Annotated in this window: 22 protein-coding genes; 10 read left to right on the plus strand and 12 right to left on the minus strand. The window is 56.4% G+C overall.

Features of this window, described 5'->3' with window-relative positions; all coding sequences use genetic code 11:
* Positions 1–4 precede the first annotated feature (4 nt).
* The gene (locus B9H00_RS06590; RefSeq protein ID WP_086899990.1) at positions 5–859 is read left to right on the plus strand and encodes an oxidoreductase; all 855 of its coding nucleotides are present in this window, start codon (positions 5–7) and stop codon (positions 857–859) included.
* Positions 860–949: 90 nt separating this feature from the next.
* Here the strand turns inward: B9H00_RS06590 and B9H00_RS06595 are convergent, their stop codons facing one another.
* The 3 genes from B9H00_RS06595 to B9H00_RS06605 form a co-directional block, all read right to left on the minus strand.
* Entirely contained in the window at positions 950–1,357 is a 408-nt protein-coding gene (locus tag B9H00_RS06595; protein ID WP_086899991.1) for a hypothetical protein, read from the minus strand.
* A gap of 134 nt (positions 1,358–1,491) precedes the next feature.
* Positions 1,492–1,689 (minus strand): CsbD family protein, encoded by a 198-nt coding sequence (locus tag B9H00_RS06600; RefSeq protein ID WP_086899992.1) that lies wholly within the window; start codon positions 1,687–1,689, stop codon positions 1,492–1,494.
* Between the two features lie 180 nt (positions 1,690–1,869).
* The gene (locus tag B9H00_RS06605) at positions 1,870–2,850 is read right to left on the minus strand and encodes a cation diffusion facilitator family transporter (RefSeq protein ID WP_086899993.1); all 981 of its coding nucleotides are present in this window, start codon (positions 2,848–2,850) and stop codon (positions 1,870–1,872) included.
* A gap of 178 nt (positions 2,851–3,028) precedes the next feature.
* Here B9H00_RS06605 and B9H00_RS06610 point away from each other — a divergent pair, with 178 nt between their 5' ends.
* Positions 3,029–3,517, plus strand: coding sequence for a phosphate-starvation-inducible protein PsiE (locus tag B9H00_RS06610; protein ID WP_086899994.1), 489 nt, complete (start codon positions 3,029–3,031; stop codon positions 3,515–3,517).
* Between the two features lie 93 nt (positions 3,518–3,610).
* Here B9H00_RS06610 and B9H00_RS06615 read toward each other — a convergent pair whose 3' ends face one another.
* The 3 genes from B9H00_RS06615 to B9H00_RS06625 all read right to left on the minus strand — a co-directional run bounded on the left by B9H00_RS06615 (position 3,611) and on the right by B9H00_RS06625 (position 7,251).
* Complete coding sequence (locus B9H00_RS06615) at positions 3,611–5,455, minus strand: DUF3413 domain-containing protein (protein ID WP_236944375.1); 1,845 nt, start codon at positions 5,453–5,455, stop codon at positions 3,611–3,613.
* Positions 5,456–5,573: 118 nt separating this feature from the next.
* The gene (locus B9H00_RS06620; RefSeq protein WP_086899995.1) at positions 5,574–6,497 is read right to left on the minus strand and encodes a Brp/Blh family beta-carotene 15,15'-dioxygenase; all 924 of its coding nucleotides are present in this window, start codon (positions 6,495–6,497) and stop codon (positions 5,574–5,576) included.
* A 70-nt stretch (positions 6,498–6,567) separates the two neighbouring features.
* On the minus strand, positions 6,568–7,251 hold the full coding sequence (locus B9H00_RS06625; protein WP_086899996.1) for a bacteriorhodopsin: 684 nt from the start codon (positions 7,249–7,251) through the stop codon (positions 6,568–6,570).
* Between the two features lie 448 nt (positions 7,252–7,699).
* Between B9H00_RS06625 and B9H00_RS06630 the strand changes: the two genes are divergently transcribed.
* From B9H00_RS06630 to B9H00_RS06665, 8 genes are all read left to right on the plus strand, one after another.
* Positions 7,700–8,431, plus strand: coding sequence for a hypothetical protein (locus B9H00_RS06630; protein ID WP_086899997.1), 732 nt, complete (start codon positions 7,700–7,702; stop codon positions 8,429–8,431).
* Between the two features lie 129 nt (positions 8,432–8,560).
* Positions 8,561–9,676, plus strand: coding sequence for a calcium/sodium antiporter (locus tag B9H00_RS06635; RefSeq protein WP_086899998.1), 1,116 nt, complete (start codon positions 8,561–8,563; stop codon positions 9,674–9,676).
* Between the two features lie 790 nt (positions 9,677–10,466).
* A complete protein-coding gene (locus tag B9H00_RS06640) occupies positions 10,467–11,252 on the plus strand; it encodes a Crp/Fnr family transcriptional regulator (RefSeq protein WP_169713429.1) in 786 nt (261 codons plus the stop codon).
* Complete coding sequence (locus B9H00_RS06645; protein ID WP_086900000.1) at positions 11,253–11,954, plus strand: hypothetical protein; 702 nt, start codon at positions 11,253–11,255, stop codon at positions 11,952–11,954. It abuts the gene before it with no gap.
* A gap of 173 nt (positions 11,955–12,127) precedes the next feature.
* A complete protein-coding gene (locus B9H00_RS06650) occupies positions 12,128–12,580 on the plus strand; it encodes a LexA family protein (protein ID WP_086900001.1) in 453 nt (150 codons plus the stop codon).
* Positions 12,577–12,819, plus strand: coding sequence for a Y-family DNA polymerase (locus B9H00_RS06655; protein ID WP_211329642.1), 243 nt, complete (start codon positions 12,577–12,579; stop codon positions 12,817–12,819). Before B9H00_RS06650 ends, B9H00_RS06655 begins: the two co-directional genes overlap by 4 nt.
* A gap of 56 nt (positions 12,820–12,875) precedes the next feature.
* Positions 12,876–13,895 carry a tyrosine-type recombinase/integrase gene (locus tag B9H00_RS06660; RefSeq protein ID WP_086900002.1) on the plus strand — a complete coding sequence of 340 codons (1,020 nt, stop codon included), beginning with the start codon at positions 12,876–12,878 and terminating at the stop codon, positions 13,893–13,895.
* Entirely contained in the window at positions 13,892–16,054 is a 2,163-nt protein-coding gene (locus tag B9H00_RS06665; RefSeq protein ID WP_086900003.1) for a tyrosine-type recombinase/integrase, read from the plus strand. The genes B9H00_RS06660 and B9H00_RS06665 overlap by 4 nt, the downstream gene beginning before the upstream one ends.
* 282 nt (positions 16,055–16,336) lie before the next feature.
* Here B9H00_RS06665 and B9H00_RS06670 read toward each other — a convergent pair whose 3' ends face one another.
* From B9H00_RS06670 to B9H00_RS06695, 6 genes are all read right to left on the minus strand, one after another.
* Positions 16,337–16,609 (minus strand): hypothetical protein, encoded by a 273-nt coding sequence (locus B9H00_RS06670; protein ID WP_086900004.1) that lies wholly within the window; start codon positions 16,607–16,609, stop codon positions 16,337–16,339.
* Positions 16,610–16,790: 181 nt separating this feature from the next.
* Complete coding sequence (locus tag B9H00_RS06675; protein WP_157663195.1) at positions 16,791–17,135, minus strand: copper-binding protein; 345 nt, start codon at positions 17,133–17,135, stop codon at positions 16,791–16,793.
* A 28-nt stretch (positions 17,136–17,163) separates the two neighbouring features.
* Positions 17,164–20,322 carry an efflux RND transporter permease subunit gene (locus tag B9H00_RS06680; RefSeq protein WP_086900006.1) on the minus strand — a complete coding sequence of 1,053 codons (3,159 nt, stop codon included), beginning with the start codon at positions 20,320–20,322 and terminating at the stop codon, positions 17,164–17,166.
* Positions 20,319–21,863, minus strand: a complete 1,545-nt coding sequence (locus B9H00_RS06685; protein ID WP_086900007.1) for an efflux RND transporter periplasmic adaptor subunit — start codon at positions 21,861–21,863, stop codon at positions 20,319–20,321. Before B9H00_RS06685 ends, B9H00_RS06680 begins: the two co-directional genes overlap by 4 nt.
* Complete coding sequence (locus B9H00_RS06690) at positions 21,856–23,112, minus strand: TolC family protein (RefSeq protein WP_211329641.1); 1,257 nt, start codon at positions 23,110–23,112, stop codon at positions 21,856–21,858. The genes B9H00_RS06685 and B9H00_RS06690 overlap by 8 nt, the downstream gene beginning before the upstream one ends.
* Before the next feature lie 84 nt (positions 23,113–23,196).
* Positions 23,197–23,553 (minus strand): hypothetical protein, encoded by a 357-nt coding sequence (locus tag B9H00_RS06695; RefSeq protein WP_086900008.1) that lies wholly within the window; start codon positions 23,551–23,553, stop codon positions 23,197–23,199.
* Positions 23,554–23,695: the final 142 nt, after the last annotated feature.

The following is a 23,695-nucleotide window of genomic DNA, read 5'->3' on the forward strand; positions in this document are numbered from 1 at the left end:
CACCATGAGTACAGCCAGGGAACCTGTCTGGTTGATTACAGGCTGCTCGACCGGTTTTGGACGCGAGCTGGCCCGACTGGTCATCAAGCGTGGCTGGAAGGCAGTGGTCACTGCCCGGGACAGGGCACGTGTCATGGATCTGGCCGAGGGCGCCGAGGATCGCGTGCTGGCGCTGGGGCTGGATGTCACCAAAAGCGAGCAGCTGCGTGAGGTGGTCAAGAGTGCCGAGCAGCACTTCGGACATATTGATGTGCTGGTCAACAATGCAGGCTATGGCTACCAGTCCTCCGTTGAAGAAGCCGATGACGAGCAGGTACGTGCCCAGTTTGACGCCAATGTTTTTGGACTGTTCGAAATGACCCGTCTGGTGCTGCCCGGCATGCGCGCGCGTCGACGGGGGCATATCATCAATATCAGCTCCGTGGCAGGCTTCATCGGCTTTGCGGGTTCGGGCTATTACGCCGCCACCAAGCACGCCGTGGAAGGCTTTTCCACGGCACTGGCTGCCGAAGTCGAGCCACTGGGACTGAAGGTCACCAGCGTGGCTCCCGGCCCTTTTCGCACCGACTGGGCCGGGCGTTCGCTGCAGCAGACCACCACTGATATCGATGACTACCGCGAGACGGTGGGCGCGCGCATGTCAGGCACCTCCGAGGGCAGCGGCAACCAGCCCGGCGACCCGGTACGTGCCGCTCAGGCGATGATCGATATTTTTGAGCACGACCAGCCCCCGCATCACCTGGTACTCGGTGCCTGGGGCGTGAATCAGGTCAGCGCGCATCTGCGCCAGACGCTTGATGAGATCGAGCAGTGGCGGGAAACCAGCGTCAATACCGACTATCCCGCCGATGAGCGATGAGGCGTTTTCCCTGTCGATGTGACGTCATGACCCATCGCGGCAGACGGAAGAACGAAACGTGAAAGGGGCGCCCCGGCGAGGGCGCCCCTTTTATATCTCGCGCTGCCCGGGTGAGCGCGCGGTCATCTGCAATGAAGGCGTCTCGACCGGCGCAGGCGGCCCATGATGTTCGTAAACCGGGCCGGACTCCTGGATATCGATGTCGACATTGCTGAAGGCATTGGCCAGCAGCAGCAATAAAAGCCCCAGCAGATAGATCAGCGGTGACACCACCACGGACGCCACCATGGCCAGAATACCGGCCACCGTGCGGCCACGCACCAGGATCACGATCGCCAGACAGAAGGCGACCAGGTTGAGCGGCCAGCCGACCAACAAGCCGGTGCCGGCCTGCGGCAGTAAAAAGGCCCCCCACGCCACGCCCAGCACGACCCATGTCAAAGCCACGGGCGCCGGACGCAGTCCCTTTGGTGGGCTCACGGTATTGATATCACTCATGGCGTCGCTCCCTGTGCTGCCCTTATCGAACCATGCTGTCATCTGACGCTCTGGCGGTCATTAACGCAACAAGCCCGGCAACAGCCGGGCTCTTTCAATGACGCCGTGCAAGTGTGACACACACTGCGGCCAGGTCAGGAGTTGCGCATGATCCGCTCGGCTTCCCGCTCGGACTCCTCATCGCTCAGCCCCTTTTTCTCCTTGAGCAGGCCGGCGATACGCTGCACCTCGCCCTTTTCATAGGCGGACAGGTCGTTGGCCACCACGCCCCATTTTTCCTTGAGCTCCCCGGCAATCCTGTCCCATTTGGCGCTCTGGGCATTGTCAGACACGTTATTTCGTTCCTTTCATGATGATATTCAAAAAGCGGCTCAAAACCGCGTGTTATCTCTCTCCCTTCCGCGATCTGCCTGAAACGCAAAGGGAGGTGCGCATTCAAAAGCAGTTGCCGCACCGCATCCATCACCTGAGTTATTGGGCAGGTGACACGGCACTTCAGTCAGTAATACTGATCACGCAGGATGAGGGTGACCGGCATCGTGATCGAGGCCTGCCTCCTCGAGACAGCGTGACTGCCGTTCAATTTGAACCGTGATGTGATCGGCGTCAAAGCGCTCCTTGAGATATGACCTGATGTCCAGGATGGCCTGATCCTGGTCCGTATCGTCATGGATCACGGCATGCAGGGTGACCATTACCCGCTCCGGGGTCAGCGACCAGATGTGCACGTGATGAACGCTGTCGATACCGGACAGCGCGCCGGGGATATCACGAATCAGCTGTTCATTGTCGATGTGGGGTGGCGCGCCCTCGAGCAGGATATGCGCTGACTGGGTGGTAATCTTCCAGGCACTGCGGGCGATCAGCACCGCTGCCAGTAGCGACAGCAGCGGATCGATCGGCATCCAGCCGGTCACCATGATGATCACCGCCGCGGCAATGGCGGCCACCGATCCCAGCAGGTCACCCAGCACATGCAGCAGTGCACCGCGAATATTGATATTGCCTCGATCACCGCTGTGCAGCAGCCAGAACACGCCGATATTCACCACCAGTCCGAGAATGGCCACGGCCAGCATACCGGTACTGGCGACCTCGGTCGGTGCCCACAGCCGGTGCACGGCTTCAAACAGAATCCAGGCCACAATCAAAAGCAGCGCCAGACCGTTGACGAAGGCGGCCAGCACCTGCACACGATGATAGCCATAGGTCTTGCGGGCGTTGGCCGGGCGGTGTGTCAGTCGGGCCGCCATCCAGGCCAGTGCCAGCGAGGCACTGTCGGTCAGCATATGGCCGGCATCTGCCAGCAGCGCCAGCGACCCGGTCAGAAACCCGCCGGCCACTTCTGCTGCCATGAAGCCACCGGTCAGCACCATGGCCCAGAGCAGGCGCCGTTCATTGTCCGTGCCATGATGATGATGGCCGTGATGGTGATGACCATGGCCGTGATGGTGATGACCGTGGTGGTCATGAGGCGCTTGATCCTGCGTCATGAACGTTCTCCGTTATCTGTGGCGTATATCAGGGCATGATGACCCTCATTGCGATGGTGTCAGGATGGCACATTCATGCACTATTGAGCGCGCAGCATCGAGGCCGAGGGCGACCCGCAAGGCGGCCAGGAGCCCGGTGCACCACCCTGTTTCCCACGCTGTATGCCAGGACATGACCATGCCAACAAAGACAAAAGCGCCCCTGGGCACGCGACTTCCACACCACGCCGACCGTCTGGGAAACCTGCTGGTGAGCACCTTCCACTTCATGGCGCTTTTTGCCATCGGCGGCGTGATTGCCTGGGCGGCCCTGGACGCCTTTCTCGACATGATTGCCGAGGGCCAGGCAGGCATCGACGATGTACTGCTGCTGTTTATCTATCTGGAACTGGGCGCAATGGTCGGTATCTACTTCAAGACCAACCACATGCCGGTGCGCTTTCTGATCTATGTGGCCATCACGGCGCTGACGCGCATGATGATCGGAGATATTCAGCACCATCATCGACCGGACATGGGCATCATCTATATCGCCGGCTCAATTCTGCTGCTGGCCCTGTCAATTCTGGTGATCCGCTACGGCTCTCACCGCTTCCCCTCGGGCCCTTCCCGCAACGTGGCGCCGGCCCGGTCGGGCGAGCGCGATGACGGAATTGAAGAGCAATAGGCAACCTCGCTTCCTGCCCCATCGATGAAGACGCCTCGGCGCCGGTCAGCGTACCGGGCTCGAGGCGCCTTGTTCACGAAGTTACCGGCCGGTCTATTGTTCGTAGAACTGGCGAAACTGCTGCAGGGCCTCGAACACCGCCGGTGAGAAATCGGCGTTCTCAAGCGGTGTCAGCTGGCGATCAAGGATTTTCCACTGCCCGGTACCATCCACCACGGTAATCCGGTCGGGCTCGATAATCCCGTAGTCCAGATAACTGCTGGCCACCACCCAGGGATGGTCAAGGCCCTCCCTTAATAGATCGTCGCCCTGAGCATAGTCCGAGAGTGGATTGGTGCAGCCCAGCGCATGGCGCATCAGCATGGGCGCCACATCCAGATGGCTGGTCATGCCCTCCTCTACCCCGGGGGAAATGCCGGGACCATGCAGAATCATCGGCACATGCGTCTGGGGCGCCGCAAAGTGGCTGTTATGTCCCCAGTAGTTCTTGTGAAAATCATTGAAGGACTGCCCATGATCGGCCGTGACGATCAGCACGGTATTGTCCCACTCTCCTCGCGATTTCAGATCATCGATCACCCGTTTGATCAGCCGGTCGTCGTAATGCACCGCATTGCGGTGCAGATTGGACAGCGGCTCAGGATCGGTTTCCGGCCCAAGCTCGAGATAGTTCATCCCATCGGCCGAAGGCTGAAAGGGCATCTCGGCGTCCTTTGGTACGCTGTAACCGTGCGGCGCATCGTAAAACAGCATGCCAAACCAGGGCCTGTCCTGCTCGGTGCGCTCGTGCTGATCCATCCACGCAAGCCAGTCATCGGTCATGCGCTCATCACGCTCGTGCGGGGTGTCGCCGGGTGTGCCCATGCGCAGCGGGGACACCGATGAAAACACGGTTCGATCAAACCCTACGCTGTCCAGGCTTGCCGCCGCAAAAATACCCAGTGCATAGCCCTGACGCTGCAGCTCGGTGACCAGCAGCGGCGGCGTCTGGGTACTGTTGATGTAGGCATTGTAGTTGCCGGTCAACCCGTAAAAGAGACTCATGACGCCGGTGCGTGTACTGTTGCCGCCACTGTAATGCCGGGTATAGCGTCGACCGCCCTCTTCAAGCGCCGAGTGAATATTGGGCGTGGTGCGAGCGTCATATTCATCACTGCGCCAGGAATCGATCATGACCAGCATGATGTTGGGAGAGGACTGAGGGCTGCACTGCAGCGGATGGCGCGGCCATTCGAGCTCATCGGCCTCGCGCGCGCCCACATCCGCTCTCTCACCACGAGCCGCTCGCGGGTCCAGCCAGCCATGATCGGCCATGAAGTCCTTGGCCGTGGCCGGAAAGAGCAGCGGATAAATGCCGGTCTGTTGGGTGACGCTGCGCATGTAGCGGGCATCCGCCACAATGTGTAAAAGATGACTGGCCACCACCGTCAGCAGCAGAACCGCCGATACCTTTCCCACCGGTAGGCGTCGCGCTCGGCCCGCCATGATCAACCTTCGGGCCAGCCACCCCTGCGCCAGCAGCAGCGCGACAGCGACACCAACCACCACAAACCATGTCTCAGCAGAAAAGCTGAAGATTTCGCCGTTTTTATCATTTAAAAACAGCGATACCATGAAGTAATTCACATGAAAGCGGTACTGGGCATACACCACCGTATCCACCAGCAGTGCGCTGATGCCCAGCGTGGCCAGCAGCGCCGCCAGCGGCCAGAGCCATCGAGACGGCAGCACCAGCGCCGGCAATAGCAGCAGCCCCCAGCCCAGCAGCACCAGAAGTCCGAAGTGCCCGACCCAGGTCAGCACCAGATAGAGAATGCCCCAGCCATCGTGGGGCATATCCATGAAAGGGAGATAGCGCAGTGCGATCAGCCAGACGAGCGGCAGCTGGCAAAGTGCCAGCGCCAGAGTCGCGCGCAGTCGGGAAGAGACAACATCCACGTCGATAACCACCTGAAACCATTAATAGCGTGGCGGCGTAGTTTACAGGGATATGACAGACCGTGGTGTACCGAAAAGCTGCCCTGTAACTATCACGACGGGCGAAAGAAAGACCGTATCAGCCGCGGGCAACCTTCACGGGTGCGTGCGCAATACGCTCACCCAGCCACTCCACCAGCATATGCGGCACGGTCAGACAGGCCAGGCCGATAAAGATCGTCTTGATCAATGCTCCACTGACGTGAGCATGACTCATCCAGAAATAACCGACGCCCGCACCAAGCCAGGTCATCAGCACTACGGGTGCAGCCACCGCGAACATCTGACGGCGCCCGGTCAGACCGTGCTCATGGCGAATAGCCCCAAGATGCAGCGGGCTGTGAAAACAGCAGAAATAGCAGACGAAATAGATCAGGGGATTGAGCGTAATGGCACCCAGCAGCAACAAACCGATCGCCAGCAGAAACATGGCCCCCTCACGACGAACGCCGACAAGCACGATACTCAGCGCCAGCGCCACCAGTGGACGGGCGGCCTCGACAAAGGGGGAAGGATCGGGGACAGCCAGTGTCCGAACAATGTCGGTGACTTCATTATGGCGCCAGACAAACGGCAACCCGATCACCAGTGTGCCCCAGCACAATCGATGGATCAGACGCTGCTTGCCACGCCAATCGGTGCCGAAATGGGCGGCCGAAAGCAGCAAAAACAGGGTCAGGTCCAGCGCAGGCCAGTGATACCAGCACCACAGCAGCATGATGGACAGCAGCAGATAGCCCAGCATGAAAATCCCAAGACAAGCCCTGGGGCAGGACGTGTCGGGCAGGTAGTAACGAATGAGCCGCGCACCGGTCAGATGATCGAAGGCCCCATGAGGCAGCCCCAGAAGCGCCACTCCCACCGTTAATACCGAAAGCGACATCACACTGGCCGATGCACCCTGTTGTGATAGCAGGGCGAGCACGATGGCACCGGCCATCAGCCAGAGCAGGCGACCCCGAAGGGTCCCGGTGCCCTTGCGTAACGCGTTGATCGATGTCATGACCCTGGGCCTTCAAAAGCTTCAGTAAACATGGCCGACCGGACCGCATGAAAGCGGCCCGGTCATGACATCAGTGTGCTCGTGACTGTCCCTGACGGGCAGCGCTGAGCGCCACGAACCCGAAGCCGACCTTGGCCGTGACGTCCAGCACCAGATAGAGCCAGCTCTCAACGGTCACGGAGATCAGGTCAGCACCGGAGCTGCCTACCAGCCAGACGATGGGATAGCACACCCAAAGCGCGGTCAGCATGCCGGCCAGCTTCGAGAAGGGGGCCATCTGCCCGTCTTCACTGGCGCGCTGACGCAGCGGCCCCCAGATGAGCCCCAGCACCACCAGAAAGGCGATCATGCTGATGATCCACCAGTAGTAGTTGTAGGGGGCAGAAGAGAGATTGCCCACCAGACCGGTCACGATCATGTAAACATCTGCCGCCACCAGCGCTGCCAGCAGGGTCGCGATACGGCTCAGGGAGTTACTGGCGAACATGGCAAGGCTTGCCAACAGAATGGGCGTCGTGATGACCCAGTCGGTGTAGCGAGCGAAGTAGACCGTACGGCCATTGAAGAAGATATCGCCCTGCCCCAGCGCCATGGCGAAGTAGTTGGCAAACGCCACAAAGACGATGGTCATGGCAGCCACACCATGACGCTTTTCGACCTGAGGCAGACGGCGGCTAATCAGCCAGAACAGCACGCCCCCCAGCAGCATTGCGATCCAGCCGATCGTGAAGGAAAGTTGTACGCCAGATGACATGTCAAGCACTCCATTGCTTTGATTAGGGGTGTCATCACTGGTGTCGAAAAATGTTCTGAAAGGGCCTCATGCCGCTGACAGGCCATGTAACTGAAACCAGGCTGAAGACATTTTGAAGTTAGTCGAGGTTAATTCCTGCATCAAATGTCAATTCATGGTGCAGACCTGCACCTCTCCGGTGCGCGCTCGACGCTTGCGAGCCTCGCGACTGAAACCAGCCTGAAGGCGATAATGAAACTAGCCAAAGCCGGAGCGGTCATCAAAATTAACTTAATAAGTTTTTTCTATCATAATGCCTGCTGACTATCATATTTTTTTAAATATGACGTTACCCAATGCACTGAGGAAAACCGCATGCTCGACAAGTCCCATGCCTTCGCTCTGCTACCATGAGGTTCCGGGGAGACAACCCTCCAAATACCTTCCATGCCTATCGAGAGAGCGCAGCATGCTCAACCAGCTACATCCCCTATGGGCCTGGATTACTGATAACGCCATCGTGGTCGGCGGCCTGGCCAGCATTGGCCACGTCCTGATCTGGGGCATCGCCATGCAGGTCGCTGTCAGCGACGCCCGTGCCCTGCGGCGCCCCTCCATACTGATCAAGCAGGGCAAGGCACGGCGCCTCGACAGCCCTTGCCTGATCAGCAACATGGGCCATGGCGTCGTTTTTGTGGAATCCATCATTGCCCGCCTTGAAACCGATCAGCGGACACTCACCTGTGACATTACCGAACTGACGGATGAGGACACCCGACAGCAACCGCCTTCCTCCGATGAAAAAACGACCGAGAAGGGTGAGATCGACAAGGGTGGCGGTGAAGAGGAAGGCGAACTGGTGACCCGCATGGGGCCGCTCAATTCAATGCAATACATGAAGGCGAGCAACTTTGATCGCATCATTGCCTACACGGCCGAGCAGCATGGTCTGACGCTCGATAGCAACGGCAACATCAAGGGCAGCGACGAGACGCCCAAAGCCATCGACATCAACCTGATCGTCATTCAGGCCACGGAAAAGCGCCCGATCGGTGCCCGGCGTCGATTCAGGCTGGTTCGATGTGACAACGGCCGGATGCTCGTCGTCCCGGAAAGCAACCACACCTACCAGCTCTACTCCAGGCGCCAGCGCCGATCGCTCGACCAGTGGCGACAGGAAATCAATATCAAAAGCCTTTAAAACGGCTACCAACCGGACAGACTTCAGCTCGTCATCAAGGTAATCCCTGTCGACGATGGCTATGCTTTGGGGCGCCAAAGGCACTGATCGAACCCGTTCCAACGTCCCATATTCGAGTGATGCCCCGTTATGACAGTGATGACCTTCGTATACCTGGTAGCAGGCCTGATCCTGCTGGTAGGCGGTGCCGAGATTCTGGTACGGGGCGCGTCAAAGCTTGCCGCCCTGTTCGGCATTTCACCTCTGGTGATCGGACTGACCGTGGTGGCCTTTGGCACCAGCGCGCCGGAAACCGCGGTCAGCGTTCAGTCAGCGCTCAGCGGTAAGGGAGACCTGGCGATCGGCAACGTGATCGGCAGCAACATTGCCAACGTCCTGCTGATCCTGGGTCTGACGGCCATGGTTGCGCCGCTGATCGTGTCTCGTCAGCTAATTCGTCTGGATGTTCCGCTGCTGATCGTGGCCGGGCTGCTGGTCTGGGCGCTGGCGGCCAACGGCACGCTCGGCCGTCTTGATGGCGCCATCTTGTTCGCGGGCATCCTCGCCTATACGGTCTTCATGGTGAAAAGCAGCCGGCGTGAACAGCGAGAAAACAGTGAACGCCAAAACGCCGATACCTCCGCGAATGAAGCCCCGCCGGCACGCGGCAATTCCTGGGTACTCAATCTGGTGATGGTACTGGCAGGGCTGGCGCTTTTGGTAGGGGGCTCGAACTTTCTGGTCGAAGGCGCCACGACACTTGCCCGAGCGCTGGGGCTTTCCGATCTGGTCATCGGGCTGACCGTGGTAGCCATCGGCACTTCCCTGCCGGAGCTTGCCACCTCGATCATGGCGGCAGCACGGGGCGAGCGCGATATCGCCGTGGGTAATGTGATCGGCAGCGGGCTTTTCAACCTGCTGTGCGTGCTGGGGCTGAGCGCACTGGTATCGCCGCTGCCCATTGCCGTCTCGACCAACGCGCTGGTATTTGATTTTCCGGTCATGGTGGCCGTCTCGATCGCCTGCCTGCCGATTTTCTTTACCGGCTATCGGATCGATCGCTGGGAAGGTGCGCTGTTTTTTGCCTACTACATCGCCTACACCGCCTATCTGGTGCTCTACTCGACGGGGCAGGACAGCGCTACCCTGCTGGGAGATGCCGTGTTGATGTATGCCCTGCCCCTGACAACCGTCACGCTGGCAGTGCTGGGCGTCAGAGCCTGGAAACGTCGACATGTGCAGCCCCCCGACGCCAATGGATATTAATACCCTCTCTTCCATGACATGCCCTTGTTCGGGGGCATGTCATGAACGATCAAAACAACATGATCAATCGTCTTTTCTCTGAAACCTCAGCTTATCAAGAAAGATAATTGACCTGCCCTCTCTTCTTTTCAGCGATATAAAACGGCGACGTTACTCTCGTTGTTTCTTCTCCCCTTTCAGAAAATCCACTTGATAAACCGTTGGCTAAAAGATGACCTGATACTGGTTTAAAAGATGCTTACGCTTTATATGACCGAGGACAATAATCACAAGACCACTTGAAAAGACATCACGGATCAACAACCTCGATCAATTTACTTACCGATTCAGGATTTTTCCCTGCGGAGGGGGCAGTGCACGTGACCATCTCTGACCTTACCTTCAATGCTTTGCACCGTCTGCCAGCATCACAAGACACCTTAAATTACCTAAACCACCTTATTAATCACAAAAAAAACGCTGAAAACCTCGAATCCAAGAATGACAACAACATGCGTTATTTATAGGGCATGGCCCTTGAGAGGTATATTGAGCATGGTGGTGGCGACTAAGGCTGCACCGAATAGACGTCAAGGACAGATACAGGCACAGGGCTTTTTCGATATTTAGGACTTCGAAAAAGAAAGGGTTTCACAGGAAAACATGAGCCTCACCGAAGCTGATTTTTCTTTCGAAAATCCCTTTCGATGATCGAAAAAATCGGCCAAAACGTTAGTGCTTTTAAAGTAGATGCTGTTCCTTTCCCATGATGGACAATCAAACCTTAAAGGTAATCGGGAGCAGAGGGCACATGTATTCATTCATTAACAAAATGAATTTCTACTCTCGCATGACTCAGGAAGAGAAGACGGCCATCCAGGAGTGCGTTGACAGCAAACAGCACTTCGCCAGAGGGCAGCGACTGGCAAGCGCCGGTGAAAGACCGGACAGGATCAGCCTCATTACAGACGGCTGGGCCTGTCGTTTCAAAACCGCTCATGACGGTGCCGACCAGATCATCTCGCTTATTCTGCCCGGCGATCACTGTGAGGATATCTCCCCCGTTCAGTGCCGCCTGGATTACAGCGTCAGAGCCCTGTCGGAGGTGCGCGTAACGCTGCTGGACCGTCAGAAATTCCTGTCGCGATTGACGCCGGACTCGGGCCTTTCCAACGGCCTTGCTCTGGCCTCGGCCGTTGACAGGTCCATGATGGGAGAGTGGCTTTTAAATGTGACGCGCCGACCCGCCGCCATGCGTCTGGCCCATCTGCTCTGTGAGCTTTTCACGCGCTATGCCATCATTGGCAAGACGAATGGCTACAGCATGTATTTTCCGCTGACTCAGGTTGCTCTGAGCGAATCGCTGGGGCTTTCGCCGGTGCATCTCAACCGCTCCCTGCAGCTTTTGAGACACCAGGAACTGGTTTCGCTGTATCGCAAGACCCTGACGATTCTCGACTGGTCCCGATTGGCTGAGTTTGCTGACTTTGATGGCCAATATCTTCATCTCCACGGCAAGGCACCGGTCAGTCAGTCTGAAACTGGCTTCCTGAATTGCTCATATCAGACCCTGCAATCGATCACCTGGATTTCCTGAATGTTGTCTTCGCTGAGCAGTCTGTGGCAGTGGATTACCGAAAATGCCGCCACGTTCAGCGGCATCACCAGTGTGGGCATGCTGATCATCTGGGCCGTCTATCTACAGCTTCTGCTGCATAACTTTCGCATGCAGCGGCGCCCACAGATCATCATCAACTGCGGCAAGGGCCGGGATATCAACTCGGTCTGCCTGTTCAGCAACATGAGCAAGCAAAGCGTGTTCATTGATCTGGTCATGGCACGCATCACCACGTCCAAAACGCAGTGGCTCTGCAACGTCACCGATGTGGTGGATGACTCGGGCCAGCCGGTCAATATCGCCCGGCACGAAGAAGGCCGGGACATTAATCTTCATGAATTTACCCGTCAGGGCCCCATGACCTCCGGCGATTACATGGAAGCCGGTACCTTTGGCAACATGATTCGCCAGGCCGGATTTGCCCGTGGCATCGAACTTGACGATCACCATGGCATGCCCGGTGATGACGAACTGGTCGCCGTCGAGATCAGTCTGATCGCCATCTTCGGTGCAGAAAAACATCAGATCGGGGCTCGCCGCACGTTTCATATCCAGAGCGCCGACGACGGACGCATACTGCTGGTCCCGGATGATGCCCGTACCGAACAGTTCAAGACCCGCCGCCACCGACGCATCCTGCAGCGCTGGCGGCGCGAACTGGAAGATGTCCCCAACAGGTAACTCCGGCCCTGGCACCGGGCCTGATGATCCTGGCTTTCTCCAGGCCAGCCTTTTTCCTGCAGGCATGAGTCGACTCATCGTTTGGTCGTAATCCTGCGCAGATAACATGGCAATATGCGCCAAGGGTGCTGTATATATATACAGATACCAATTCATGACCGCAGGCCGTCGACATGCTTCATGTCACCTCACCACAGGCGATGATCATCGATCCGCCGCCGCGCAGCATCCCCCGTGCTCTCTATCACGTACGGGCCGGCATTTCGGGCTTTCCCTCCCCGGCGCAGGATTATGATGGCGGGCGCATCGACCTCAACGAGCAGCTGATCCCGCGCCCGACCTCCACCTTCATGTTCACCGCTGAAGGGGATTCGATGCAGTGCCCCGACGGCTCGGGCATTCATGGCGGTGACAAGCTGCTGGTCGATCGTGCCATTGATGCCCGCCACGGCGACATCGTCATTGCCATCGTGGATGGTGAGATGCTGGTCAAGGAGCTCCGCCATCAGGGATGTATGCCGGCCCTGTATTCGTCCAATCCGCGTCATGCTCCCATCATGATGCACAGCGCCGAATGCCAGATCTGGGGCGTGGTGACCCACATCGTGCGAACGGTGCGGCGATGAAGGCCCCGATTGCGCTGGTGGACTGCAACAACTTCTATGCCAGCTGTGAACGCGTGTTCCGACCTCGCCTGCATGGCCTGCCCGTGGTCGTATTATCCAATAACGATGGCTGCGTGATTGCCCGCTCAAGCGAGGCCATTGCGCTTGGCATTCCCATGGGCATGCCGTTGCACCATATCCCGCCGGACACCACACGCCACGGGCTAACGCTGTGCTCCAGCAACTACGAACTCTATTAAGTTAAGTGGAATGCTTTTGGGCTAATCTGATTTCGTTGGTATTCAGAGGGGTGTCCATGAACAAGCCTCTAATGCATGAACAAGTATTGAGTCGCCACCCCAGTGTACAAGGGTGGCTAGAGCTATTGAGTAATCTGGGACGTGCAGCAGCCACGCTTGATGCCTATGGCCGTGGCCTCGCGCATTATTTGTTGCATTGCGAAGAAAATGGGCTAAAACCTGAATCCGTGACATTTGAACAAGTCACGCTCTACATCCGCAGGCTGCTGCCTGGTGAGAAAAGTGCAGTAGCAAATTCAACTCTACAACAAAGACTTACTGCTATCCGGTTATGGTATGACCATCTGGTTTTCCAAGGTCGTTGCGAGCAAAACCCTGTACCTCGCGGACAGTATGGTCGCCTCCTCCAAGTATCGGGACATAAAGGTTTTGTCAGGGGTCTCGTCCCACGGCTTACCAACTTGCCAGACATTCCTACAGATGAACAGTGGCGGCACTTTCTCAATATCGCAGCCAGCTCATCTATCCGCAATCGACTCATGCTGTCATTGGCGTACTTCGGGGCTCTTCGCCGGGCCGAGCTAATAGCACTGCGGATTGAAGATTTAGATGTTGCACATCGATTGATCTCGGTACGAGCTGAGACAACTAAAAGCAAACGCAGCCGCATTGTTTGCTACAGCCCAGAAATTGCGCCTGTATTAATCGAGCATATGCATGTCCTTCGCCGTGCCGGCTGGTCAAGTGGTTCGCTGTTTCGATCAGAATCGGACCGCAATCGTGGCTCATCATTGACTCATTGGACGTGGAGCAAAACAGTTGAAGGCTGGGCAAAGAAGGCACAACTATCGCACATTAGCACTCATACCTTTCGTCATCTTCGTCTGACCCATCTGGCCCGGGCCGGCTGGAAGCTTCATGAATTAACCACCTATGCAGGACATCGCGATCCCAAAACCACGTTGGCTTACCTCCATCTATCGGGAGCAGACTTAACTGCAAAGATGTCGCACTCTGTAAGCAGCCTGGATGCTCGGATGTTTTGTGAACTCTTCGAGAATGAGGTATCACAATGAACACCTCTTCTTCCGCCGACTATATTCCATTCGATGTGAGTCAATACGAACGTCAAATTACTCTATCGAATCTGGAACTGACCATACTTTCCAATCGTTCTTACCGTTCGGACTGGTGCTATCTACAATCGGAGATACCCCGACTCATGAGACCGCTCATTGACCTGGCGACTCACAGTGGGGTTTCCATGCGTTTAGCAATTATTTCGGTGGCAGCCATTCTCTGGAATATCAGCAAGACTGGCAAACCCTACTGGCTTTGGACTGAGTCACAGTGGTTGACTTTACTCAGTAGCAAAGCAGGATCACGACCTTACCTTGCTTCTGTTGCCTATCACCTTGGCGGTTTTCGAGTACCACAGCGCCTTGATAAATTCCGGCACCCGGCGACATACGCCTCTTTTATCTTTGGCCATGAAGTATTCAGACATGAGCACGTTCGATTAAGCCGAGCGTTGAGATCGCTGGGTTATGCTGCGCTTCACCTTGAACAGTTCCTTTCCAGCGTACTGGGCACATTGATGCTGGAAAATGGCGATCCACGACTGGAGACATTCACAGAGGAACTGCTTTTGAAGGGTCAGCAGCATCGAAGCGAAGGTGTTGCGAGATCGATTGGAAAGGTATCTCACGGACTAGCTGCAATGGGCATCCTGTCGAAACCTATTCGTATGCGAGGCTATATCAGTTGGCGAGAAAAAAGCATCGAAGGCATCGACCCAGCTTGGGTAATGTGGTGTCGTCGCTGGCGTGATACATCCACCTTACGTCCCCACACACGTGAAAGTAATTACAGTTTTCTCCTGAGAACTGGTCTTTGGTTGAAACGTGAGCAACCCGATACTGCAGCGCCCATCGATTGGAGCATGTCTACTTGCGCTGCCTTCATTGCCGCTGTCGATCGGATGACTGTCGGGGAATGGGCTTTGAAATCAGCGAAGGGAACAAACTTCAAAGGACTTGGACAGCCCATCGCTGCCAACTCAAAGCGCAGTTTTTTGCATGCATTGCGACGCTTTTTTACAGACTTTGAGCTGTGGGGCTGGGGACGTTTAAAGTTCAGTCCAAGATATCACCTGGCCACGCCAAGATCCGTAACATTCAACTCCGGCATTAACCCACGCGTTATTGATGATTCGACATGGCTCAAGCTTATTTGGGCAAGCCTCAATCTCGAACGTAATGATCTGCTTTCTGAGATTCATTATCCCCTATCGATGGTGCAAGCCCTTGCCGTGATATGGACTCACGCAGGTTTGCGCAGTAATGAAATTATGCGACTGGACAAAGAATGCGCACATCTCCAGACCAATGATGTGGTACACGAGGATGGGACTATCACTCCAGCAGGGTCCTTATGCTACCTCGATATTCCTGCCAGCAAAACATTCAAGCCCTTCGTCAAGCCCGTAGCGATAACCGTAAAGAAATACATCGATGCTTGGCTGAAAGATAGACCTATCAACCAGGCCGCATTATTTGATGAGCGAACCGGGAGAAAAGTTAGCTATCTATTCCAGTTTCGAGGCAAACGCATAGGTTCCGGTGTTATCAATGGCACCATCATTCCAATATTGTGCGCCAAGGCAGGTGTACCTTTAGAAGACAGTCGCGGTCGAATCACAAGCCATAGGGGGCGTGCTTCCGCAGTGACGGCGCTTGCCAGCGTTCCTCAAGGCATGTCGCTGATCGAGTTGATGCAGTGGTCGGGACATAGCTCACCGAATTCGACTTTACATTATATTCGAGTTCGACCTACCAAGCTGGCAGCATCATTTATCAAAGCTGATCAAATGGCCAATATGGTCTCCATCCTGATTGACCATGATGTAATTGCTCGCCATTCAGATGAGCCCTACACCTTCTATGACCTGGGTGACTCGTATTGTTCAAACCCTTTCTGGAGTAGCTGCCCACATCGCATGGCCTGTGCAGGTTGTGACTTTAACTTGCCAAAAGCCAGTGCAAGAGCCCAAGCCCTTGAAAGCAAGTCGTCTATCGGAAGATATTTGGAGGCAGTGCCTTTGACTCCCGACGAACGAGCTATTGCCGAGGGTGATCTGGAAAAATTGAAAGGTCTTATTCACAAGCTCGACAATGTGCCCACTCTGGACGGCAGAACACCAATTGAGATCGGGATCAAGAACCAAGGAAATTGAGATCTATCTTGCCCTTGTGCGCAAAACTGCATCCAGATTCAGGTTGGAAAATCAGCCCGCATGCATAGTTTGATACAGAATAGTGTCACCACGGCCCTGAAGATGCCACTCTGCGTTCGCAATACAAAGACTTTTTAAACCAGTTGAACAAATATATTTAAAATGTCGCGCTTATGACATTTCAGTCAATAATACTGATATAAAGGATTTACTTTTACGAGCATTCACTCGACTTGAAGGCCGGCTTCTATTATATAAAAGCCGGCCCATACCTGATACTACTTAGCAGCCTTCCTCCATTTTATCCTGCATCATCATATGACGGCATTTTTTCATCATTTCTCTCATCTGAGGCATCATGCCATTTTTATGCATCATGCTTTCATGCTGCATTGCGTTTGAGTTTGAGTTTGACTGCTCATGGATAGCCATTGATTGCATCATTGCCTCGGATTGTCCGGTACGGCTGGTATCCGTCAAGGCGAATGCCATTGAGACTGAAGCTAGACCTGCAAATGCAATACCAGTAGCGATCAAGGTTTTTACTTTACGCATTTTATGATCCTCGAAATTTTCAATAGTGAACGTGAGTTTTTCGTTTATTCAGGTTGCTGAGCGACACGCAGATATCGTGTTTTGGTTTTCCGGGCTTTCGGAAACCGCTTTAACGATAACTTTGAAGTTGACTTTAAGTTCAAGATATAATTATCAGGCTGCCACGGCCTAAAGCCACGCTTCAGTTCTTGCTCAGTTCTGTCACGACATGGTCAGCGCCCTGCAGTTCGAAGTGGACCTTGTCACCCACATCAATACCTTCCAGTAGCGTCGGCTCAGCCACCTTGAAAGCCATCTTCATTGCCGGCCAGTTGAGCGCTGCGATTGGGCCGTGGGCCAGGGTAACCTTCTGTGTCTCTGGGTCGATAGCCTTGACCACGCCATCGGCCTCAACGGCTTTAGTCTGGTTCTGCCCGGATGATGACTTCATGTCCATATCCTGCATCTCCGCTGCCATGACAGGCAGTGTCTGGATGGCCAGTACCAGTGTGGCAGCGGTCAGCAAGGGACGATTCAGCTTGTTCATAGGTAAATCCTCATGAGTTGTGAAACGATTAATCTTGTGTCGCATGGTGAGCAATAGCGTCTCGACGACGTGGGGTACGCATCAGGCGATACACAATGGGCACCAGCAGCATTGAAACGAATGGAGCGGTAATCATGCCGCCGACCATTGGCGTAGCAATGCGGCTCATGACTTCCGATCCGGTACCGCTGCCCACCATGATCGGGATCAGGCCGGCGAGAATAACGGCCACGGTCATCGCCTTGGGGCGCACACGCAGTACTGCCCCCTCCTGAATAGCGGCATTGAGCGCCTGCGGCTCAAGAGTGCCGTCTGCCGCGCGATAGCGTTCAATGGCCTGCTTGAGATAAAGCAGCATCACGACACTGAATTCGGCCGAGACGCCGGCCAATGCAATGAATCCTACTCCGGTGGCAATCGACATGTTGTAGCCGAGCAGGTAAAGCAGCCATACACCTCCAACCAGCGCGAAAGGCAGTGTGCCCATCAGCAGCACTGCTTCACCGATGCGGCGAAACGTCAGATAGAACAGTACAAAGATGATTAAGAGGGTGGCCGGCACGACGAGCTTGAGCCGGGCATTGGCACGTTGCATATATTCGAATTGACCCGAGTAGGCAATCGAGATACCCGGAGCAAGTTTGACCTGTTGACCTATCGCCTGTTGGAGATCAGCCACCACTGAACCGAGGTCACGATCACGCACGTCCACATACACCAGCGTGGTCAAACGTGCGTTCTCACTCTTGAGCATCGGTGGGCCTTCGCTCAGGCTGATATTCGCCACACTATCGAGAGTAATCTGCGCACCGTTAGAGGTGATGATGGGCAGCTGGCGAATTTCCTCGAGTGAGTCACGTACGGCTCGGGGGTATCGCACACTGATCGGATAACGGGCCAGCCCTTCAACCGTCTCACCAATGTTTTTGCCACCAATCGCCGAAGCAACAATAGCCTGGATGTCACTGACATTGAGGCCGTAACGGCCTGCTGCCACACGATCAATATCGACGTCGACATAGCGCCCACCCTTGAGACGCTCGGCCAGAGCCGAGGTCACCCCGGGCACTTTCTTCGCCGCCTGCTCGACCTGCTGGGCAATACGGTCAAGTTGGGTAATGTCGGTACCTGAAACCTTGACCCCAATCGGGCTTTTGATACCGGTGGCAAGCATGTCGATGCGGTTACGAATCGGCGGCACCCATACATTGGTCAGCCCCGGTACCTGCACAATGCGATCAAGCTCATCGACCAGCTTGTCAGGCGTCATGCCGGGTCGCCACTCGTCACGCGGTTTAAAACGAATCGTCGTCTCGAACATGGTCAAGGGGGCCGGATCGGTAGCCGTTTCGGCGCGGCCGGCCTTGCCGAACACGCTTTCCACTTCAGGCACGGTCTTGATCAGGCGGTCGGTCTGCTGCAGCAGTTGCGATGCCTTGCCCACCGATAGCCCTGGCAGGGCAGAGGGCATGTAGAGCAGGTCGCCTTCATCGAGTGGAGGCATGAATTCGCTGCCCAACCGGTTGATGGGCCACGCCGCACTCGCCAACAACACCAGCGCCAGAAAGATCGTGGTTTTGGGACGACGCAGCGTGACGTTGAGAAGCGGCCGGTATAACCAGATCAGCAGCCGGTTAAGCGGGTTGCGGTTCTCGTCGGGAATGCGGCCCCGAATCCAGTAGCCCATCAATACCGGGATCAGGGTGATCGACAGACCAGCCGCACCGGCCATGGCGTAGGTCTTGGTAAACGCCAGCGGCCCGAACAGGCGACCTTCCTGAGCCTGCAGCGTAAATACCGGAATGAATGACATCGTGATGATCAGCAGGCTGAAGAACAGGGCTGGCCCTACTTCGGCAGCAGCATCGCCGATGACTGTCCAGCGGCGTTCTCCCTTGAGCTCTTGGCCCGGATGGGCATGATGCCAGGCCTCGAGCTTCTTGTGGGCGTTCTCGATCATGACCACGGCGGCATCGACCATTGCGCCAATAGCAATGGCCAGACCGCCCAGCGACATGATATTGGCATTGATGCCCTGCCACTGCATGATCATAAAGGCAACCAGCAGACCCAGCGGCAGCGACAGGATTGCGACAAAAGCCGAGCGCAGATGCCAGAGGAACAATACGCACACCAGCGCGACGACGATGAACTCTTCGATCAGCTTGTGGCTCAGGTTCTCGACGGCGCTCTCGATCAGCTGGCTACGATCATAGGTGGGCACAATTTCAACGCCTTCGGGCAGGCTGCTCTTGAGCGTGTCCAGTCTGGCCTTGACCGCCTCTATCGTCGCCAGCGCATTGCCGCCGGAGCGCAGTACTACCACGCCGCCCACCACTTCGCCTTCGCCATTGAGCTCTGCAATACCGCGACGCATCTCGGGCCCGAGCTGAATCCTCGCCACGTCACCCAGCGTGACCGGGACGCCCTCGGCACTGGCCCTGAGCGGAATGTGCTGAAAGTCCTCAAGCGACTCGAGGTAGCCGGACGCCCGCACCATGTACTCGGTTTCGGCAAGTTCAAGCACCGAGCCGCCGGTTTCCTGGTTGGCGTTCTGAATGGCCGAGATGACCTGACGCTGTGTAATGCTATAAGCGGCCAGTTTCGCTGGGTCAAGCACCACCTGGTACTGCTTGACCATACCGCCGATGGTAGCGACCTCGGCCACGCCGGGCAGACTCTTGAGCTCATATTTCAGGAACCAGTCCTGCAGGCTACGCAACTGGGACAGATCGTGCTGGCCGCTGCGATCAACCAGAGCGTATTCATACACCCAGCCTACGCCGGTCGCATCAGGGCCCAGCACTGGCGTGACGTCATTGGGTAGCTGGCCCTGGGCCTGGCTCAGATACTCGAGCACCCGCGAACGCGCCCAGTAAAGGTCGGTATCGTCGTCGAACAGCACGTAGACATAGGAATCGCCGAAGAACGAATAGCCGCGTACCGTTTTGACCCCCGGAACCGACAACATCATGGTCGAAAGCGGGTAGGTCACCTGCTCTTCGACCAGCTGTGGCGCCTGACCGGGATAGGGGGTACGGACGATGACCTGCACATCGGACAGGTCCGGCAGTGCATCGAGCGGCATATTCTTGACCGAGACCACGCCGGCAACGGCGATGAATACAGTTGCCAGCAGCACCAGAAAACGGTTGCCGATTGACCAGCGAATCACGCGTGCAATCATTGTGCGCCTCCGCTTCGCTGCAGCTGATCGATAACGTAACCGCTATCACCTTCGCGCATCGTGAAGGTCACGGTGTCGCCGACCTCAAGACCTTCTGTCAATCCTGGGTCGGCCAGTTCGAATGGCATCGTCATCGCTGGCCAATCGAGCGCCGGGATGGGCTCATGCGACAGGGTAATCTGCGTGGCAGACAAGTCCTCGACACGTCCGCGGCTTTCAATCGACGCACTGCTGGCCTCTTCAGCCGACATGCTGCTCTGGGCGTCCATATTCATGTTGCCCATGGCTTCCGCGTTGCCAGTGCCCGCACTCTCTGTATCACCGAGACGATCGAGTGCACCGGCCAGACTGGCCTCGGAGTCGATGAGGAACTGACCCGATGCCACGACGCGCTGGCCTTCCTGCAGCCCATCGCGTATCTCGGTCTGCTGACCGGACTGTCTTCCCAGGGTAACGGTTACCGGCGTGAAGCCACCCTCACCGTCAGCGACGAGCACATAGTCGCGTTGACTGCCGTGCAGCACGGCCTCACTGGGTACGGTCAGTACGCTTTCTGCGGTGCTTTCAAGCTGGACACGCGCAAACATGCCGGGACGCAGGCGCAGCTCGGGGTTGGGCAGCGCGATGCGCACCTGCAGCGTACGGCTGGACGGATCATTTGTGGGCAGCACGGCAATCACCTGACCCTCGAACGTCTCGCCAGGATAGGCGGTCAACCGCGCTGTGGCAGACTGACCGACGCGGACCCGGCCGGCCTGGACTTCAGGCACAGCGGCTTCGAGCCAGACGGTGTCCAGCCCGTTGATCACTGCCAGTGGCGCACCTTTCTCCAACGCCATTCCTGCCCGGACATCGAGACGCTGCACGGTGCCGCCAATCGGCGCATGCATCGTGATGACGGGTTGGGCCCGGCGGTTTTTTTCGACACGCTCGATCAAGGCTGACGGCATTCCCATCAGTATCAGCCGTTGACGCGTAGCATTAATCAGAGTGCGATCATGGGTATTGAGCACAGCCAGATACTCTTCCAGCGCACCGCCCCAGGCAGGGATAAGCAGATCGGCCAGGGGCGCGCCCTGCTTGATCACATCACCCGGCGCAAGATCGTAGCTGCGCTCGACGAATCCTGAGCTGCGCGTCTGGACGATCGCTACATCGCGGTCGTTGAACTGCACGTTGGCGGCAGCCTCGATAGCGCTGGTGAGCGCGGTACGGGTAACCTGGACGGTGCGTACGCCAAGGTTCTGTACCACCCCCGGATTGATCCTGACGGCAGCATCTGTATTACCAGCTTCGTCGGCATACTTGGGTACCAGTGCCATATCCATGAACGGGGATTGCCCCGGCTGGTCGAAGTGCTGATCCGGCACCATCGGGTCATACCAGTACAACACCTCGCGCTGTTCACTCTGGTCCTGCGCTTTTTTGGATGCAGGCTCAGTCCCTGATGTATCCCGATGAATCAGCCAGGAGGTGATGCCCACGTTAGCAGCGGTCACGGTAACCAACAGGGCAGCCACTTTAAGCGTATTCTTATTCATTCATGGGCTCCCCATAGGAAAAGTGAAGCTGCATCGCGATCAGATCGCGCTGTTGTTTGAGATCAATGATGCGCAGGCGTTGGTCGATTAGTTCGCGGCGTGCGGCCAGGATGGCGTCGAGAGTGCTCTGGCCGTTTTTGTAGGCGGCGTACTGCAGCTCGACTTTCTGATTGGCGAGATCAAGCCAGGTGGTTTGCGCTCGATTGAGCTGTTGGGATAGTGCGGCGTAGTCGGCCAGCTGATGGCCAAGCTCACTCATTTGCTCACGCAGCAATGCATCGTATTCGAACTGAAGGCGTTCCACGGTGTGCTGACGGGCACGAATTGTCGGGTCCTGACGGCTGCCGGAGAACAGCGGCAGATCAAACGACACCTGTGCCGAGACCATGTCGCCGTAGCGTTCATCACGATGCTGGTAGGCCAGTTCAACGCCCCAGTCAGGACGCTTTTCGGCCTTCGCTTCAGCGAGTCTGGCCTCGGCAATGCGAGTCTGAGCACTCAAGGCAAGTACTTCGGGATAGCGTTTCAGACGTGTGCGCAGGGCTTCCGGCGCAATGGCAAAAGAAGGCGGTGTCCCTTCAAGCGGCTCATCGGCCGCATCGCCCACATAGCGGCGAAGCTCGGCGATGGCTGCGATCCGCTCGCTTTCCAGAGCGTCACGTCGGTCGGCAAGCTCGGCCACGGCTTGTCTGGCAAGCACACTGTCAGTCAGCGGGGCGCTGCCTGATGCGATCTGAGCCTGAACGGTAGTCGTGAGAAGGCGGTTTTCTTGGTCGAGTTCATCAAGCTGTTCAAGCTTGCGTTCCAGGTAGTAGCGCTTGAACCAGGCCTGCGCCGTATGGTGATGCACCATGAGGTGTACCACATGACGTAATGCCCGGGCATTTCCCAGCTCGGCTTCGGCAATAGCCTTGCGAGCATGACGCTTGGCGCCATTGGGTATGGACTGCGACAGACCGATGCGCTGCATCGTCATCATGCTATCTGTCAGGCTGCCCCTGTCCGGGCCGGAAACCGGATAGTTGGTGACACCAAGACTTAGCCTGGGGTCAGGCAGCGCATCGGCCGGCTCAATCAATTCACGAGCGCTGGCGATACCAGACATGCTGGCAGCCAGTTCGGGGGCGTTTTGTACGCCTATTGCAAGGGCGTCATTAAAGCTTAGTGATGAGGCATGAACGCCTCCGGCCATGCCCAGCCAGCCCATTATCAGCCAGCCAAACAGGACATGATATCTGTGAAGATACATGCTCTAACTCCAGATTTTTCAACGCACAGTCGTGCTTGACCTCGCAGTCGATAGAAGCTGCGAAAGTTGAATCTCAGTAGGGAGTCAGCTCAAACGAGGAGGGCGCCATAAGCCGTCGGTAGAACGGAAAACGGCAGGCGGGTCATACAGCAGAGGGGAAACGCGAACGGGATGTAAGGTATAGATGGATAAATTCGAGTTGGAGATATATAGCGCCATGCCGACAACACAGTCCTGCATTGGCGGGCATTTATCGCTCGAGTCGGGTTGTGATGCGAAATTTTGTGCCATCACATCACAATCCTGCTGGTCAGTTGCATCATGCATCATGAATGTTCCTGGCATCATCTCGCACTGCTCACCAACACCTGACGACGCCAACCCAAGGGCTGGAATCGATAGTGTCAATATCACAATGAGAATAAGCCTGATGAACATCATGAGATGAAGCAGGTCCTGTGCAAAATTTACCCAGCCTTCATGATAAATACACAGAGACAAGAAAAGCCAGCATATTTTTCGCCATCTTCTTCGGTCTGTAATTAGACGTGCAATAGAGCATCCTGAAACAAGAAGTTGTCAC

This window comes from Kushneria marisflavi, from assembly GCF_002157205.1.
GTDB lineage: Bacteria > Pseudomonadota > Gammaproteobacteria > Pseudomonadales > Halomonadaceae > Kushneria > Kushneria marisflavi.

Excerpts from the sequence above, each read along its gene's own strand:
- B9H00_RS06655 (WP_211329642.1), top strand. The coding sequence starts at position 12,577 with ATGAAGGCCCCGATTGCGCTGGTGGACTGCAACAACTTCTATGCCAGC.
- B9H00_RS06605 (WP_086899993.1), bottom strand. The coding sequence starts at position 2,850 with ATGACGCAGGATCAAGCGCCTCATGACCACCACGGTCATCACCATCAC.
- B9H00_RS06695 (WP_086900008.1), bottom strand. The coding sequence starts at position 23,553 with ATGATGTTCATCAGGCTTATTCTCATTGTGATATTGACACTATCGATT.
- B9H00_RS06665 (WP_086900003.1), top strand. The coding sequence starts at position 13,892 with ATGAACACCTCTTCTTCCGCCGACTATATTCCATTCGATGTGAGTCAA.
- B9H00_RS06670 (WP_086900004.1), bottom strand. The coding sequence starts at position 16,609 with ATGCGTAAAGTAAAAACCTTGATCGCTACTGGTATTGCATTTGCAGGT.
- B9H00_RS06610 (WP_086899994.1), top strand. The coding sequence starts at position 3,029 with ATGCCAACAAAGACAAAAGCGCCCCTGGGCACGCGACTTCCACACCAC.
- B9H00_RS06590 (WP_086899990.1), top strand. The coding sequence starts at position 5 with ATGAGTACAGCCAGGGAACCTGTCTGGTTGATTACAGGCTGCTCGACC.
- B9H00_RS06630 (WP_086899997.1), top strand. The coding sequence starts at position 7,700 with ATGCTCAACCAGCTACATCCCCTATGGGCCTGGATTACTGATAACGCC.
- B9H00_RS06685 (WP_086900007.1), bottom strand. The coding sequence starts at position 21,863 with ATGAATAAGAATACGCTTAAAGTGGCTGCCCTGTTGGTTACCGTGACC.
- B9H00_RS06645 (WP_086900000.1), top strand. The coding sequence starts at position 11,253 with ATGTTGTCTTCGCTGAGCAGTCTGTGGCAGTGGATTACCGAAAATGCC.
- B9H00_RS06650 (WP_086900001.1), top strand. The coding sequence starts at position 12,128 with ATGCTTCATGTCACCTCACCACAGGCGATGATCATCGATCCGCCGCCG.
- B9H00_RS06675 (WP_157663195.1), bottom strand. The coding sequence starts at position 17,135 with ATGAACAAGCTGAATCGTCCCTTGCTGACCGCTGCCACACTGGTACTG.
- B9H00_RS06620 (WP_086899995.1), bottom strand. The coding sequence starts at position 6,497 with ATGACATCGATCAACGCGTTACGCAAGGGCACCGGGACCCTTCGGGGT.
- B9H00_RS06595 (WP_086899991.1), bottom strand. The coding sequence starts at position 1,357 with ATGAGTGATATCAATACCGTGAGCCCACCAAAGGGACTGCGTCCGGCG.
- B9H00_RS06660 (WP_086900002.1), top strand. The coding sequence starts at position 12,876 with ATGAACAAGCCTCTAATGCATGAACAAGTATTGAGTCGCCACCCCAGT.
- B9H00_RS06625 (WP_086899996.1), bottom strand. The coding sequence starts at position 7,251 with ATGTCATCTGGCGTACAACTTTCCTTCACGATCGGCTGGATCGCAATG.
- B9H00_RS06640 (WP_169713429.1), top strand. The coding sequence starts at position 10,467 with ATGTATTCATTCATTAACAAAATGAATTTCTACTCTCGCATGACTCAG.
- B9H00_RS06635 (WP_086899998.1), top strand. The coding sequence starts at position 8,561 with ATGACAGTGATGACCTTCGTATACCTGGTAGCAGGCCTGATCCTGCTG.
- B9H00_RS06680 (WP_086900006.1), bottom strand. The coding sequence starts at position 20,322 with ATGATTGCACGCGTGATTCGCTGGTCAATCGGCAACCGTTTTCTGGTG.
- B9H00_RS06690 (WP_211329641.1), bottom strand. The coding sequence starts at position 23,112 with ATGTATCTTCACAGATATCATGTCCTGTTTGGCTGGCTGATAATGGGC.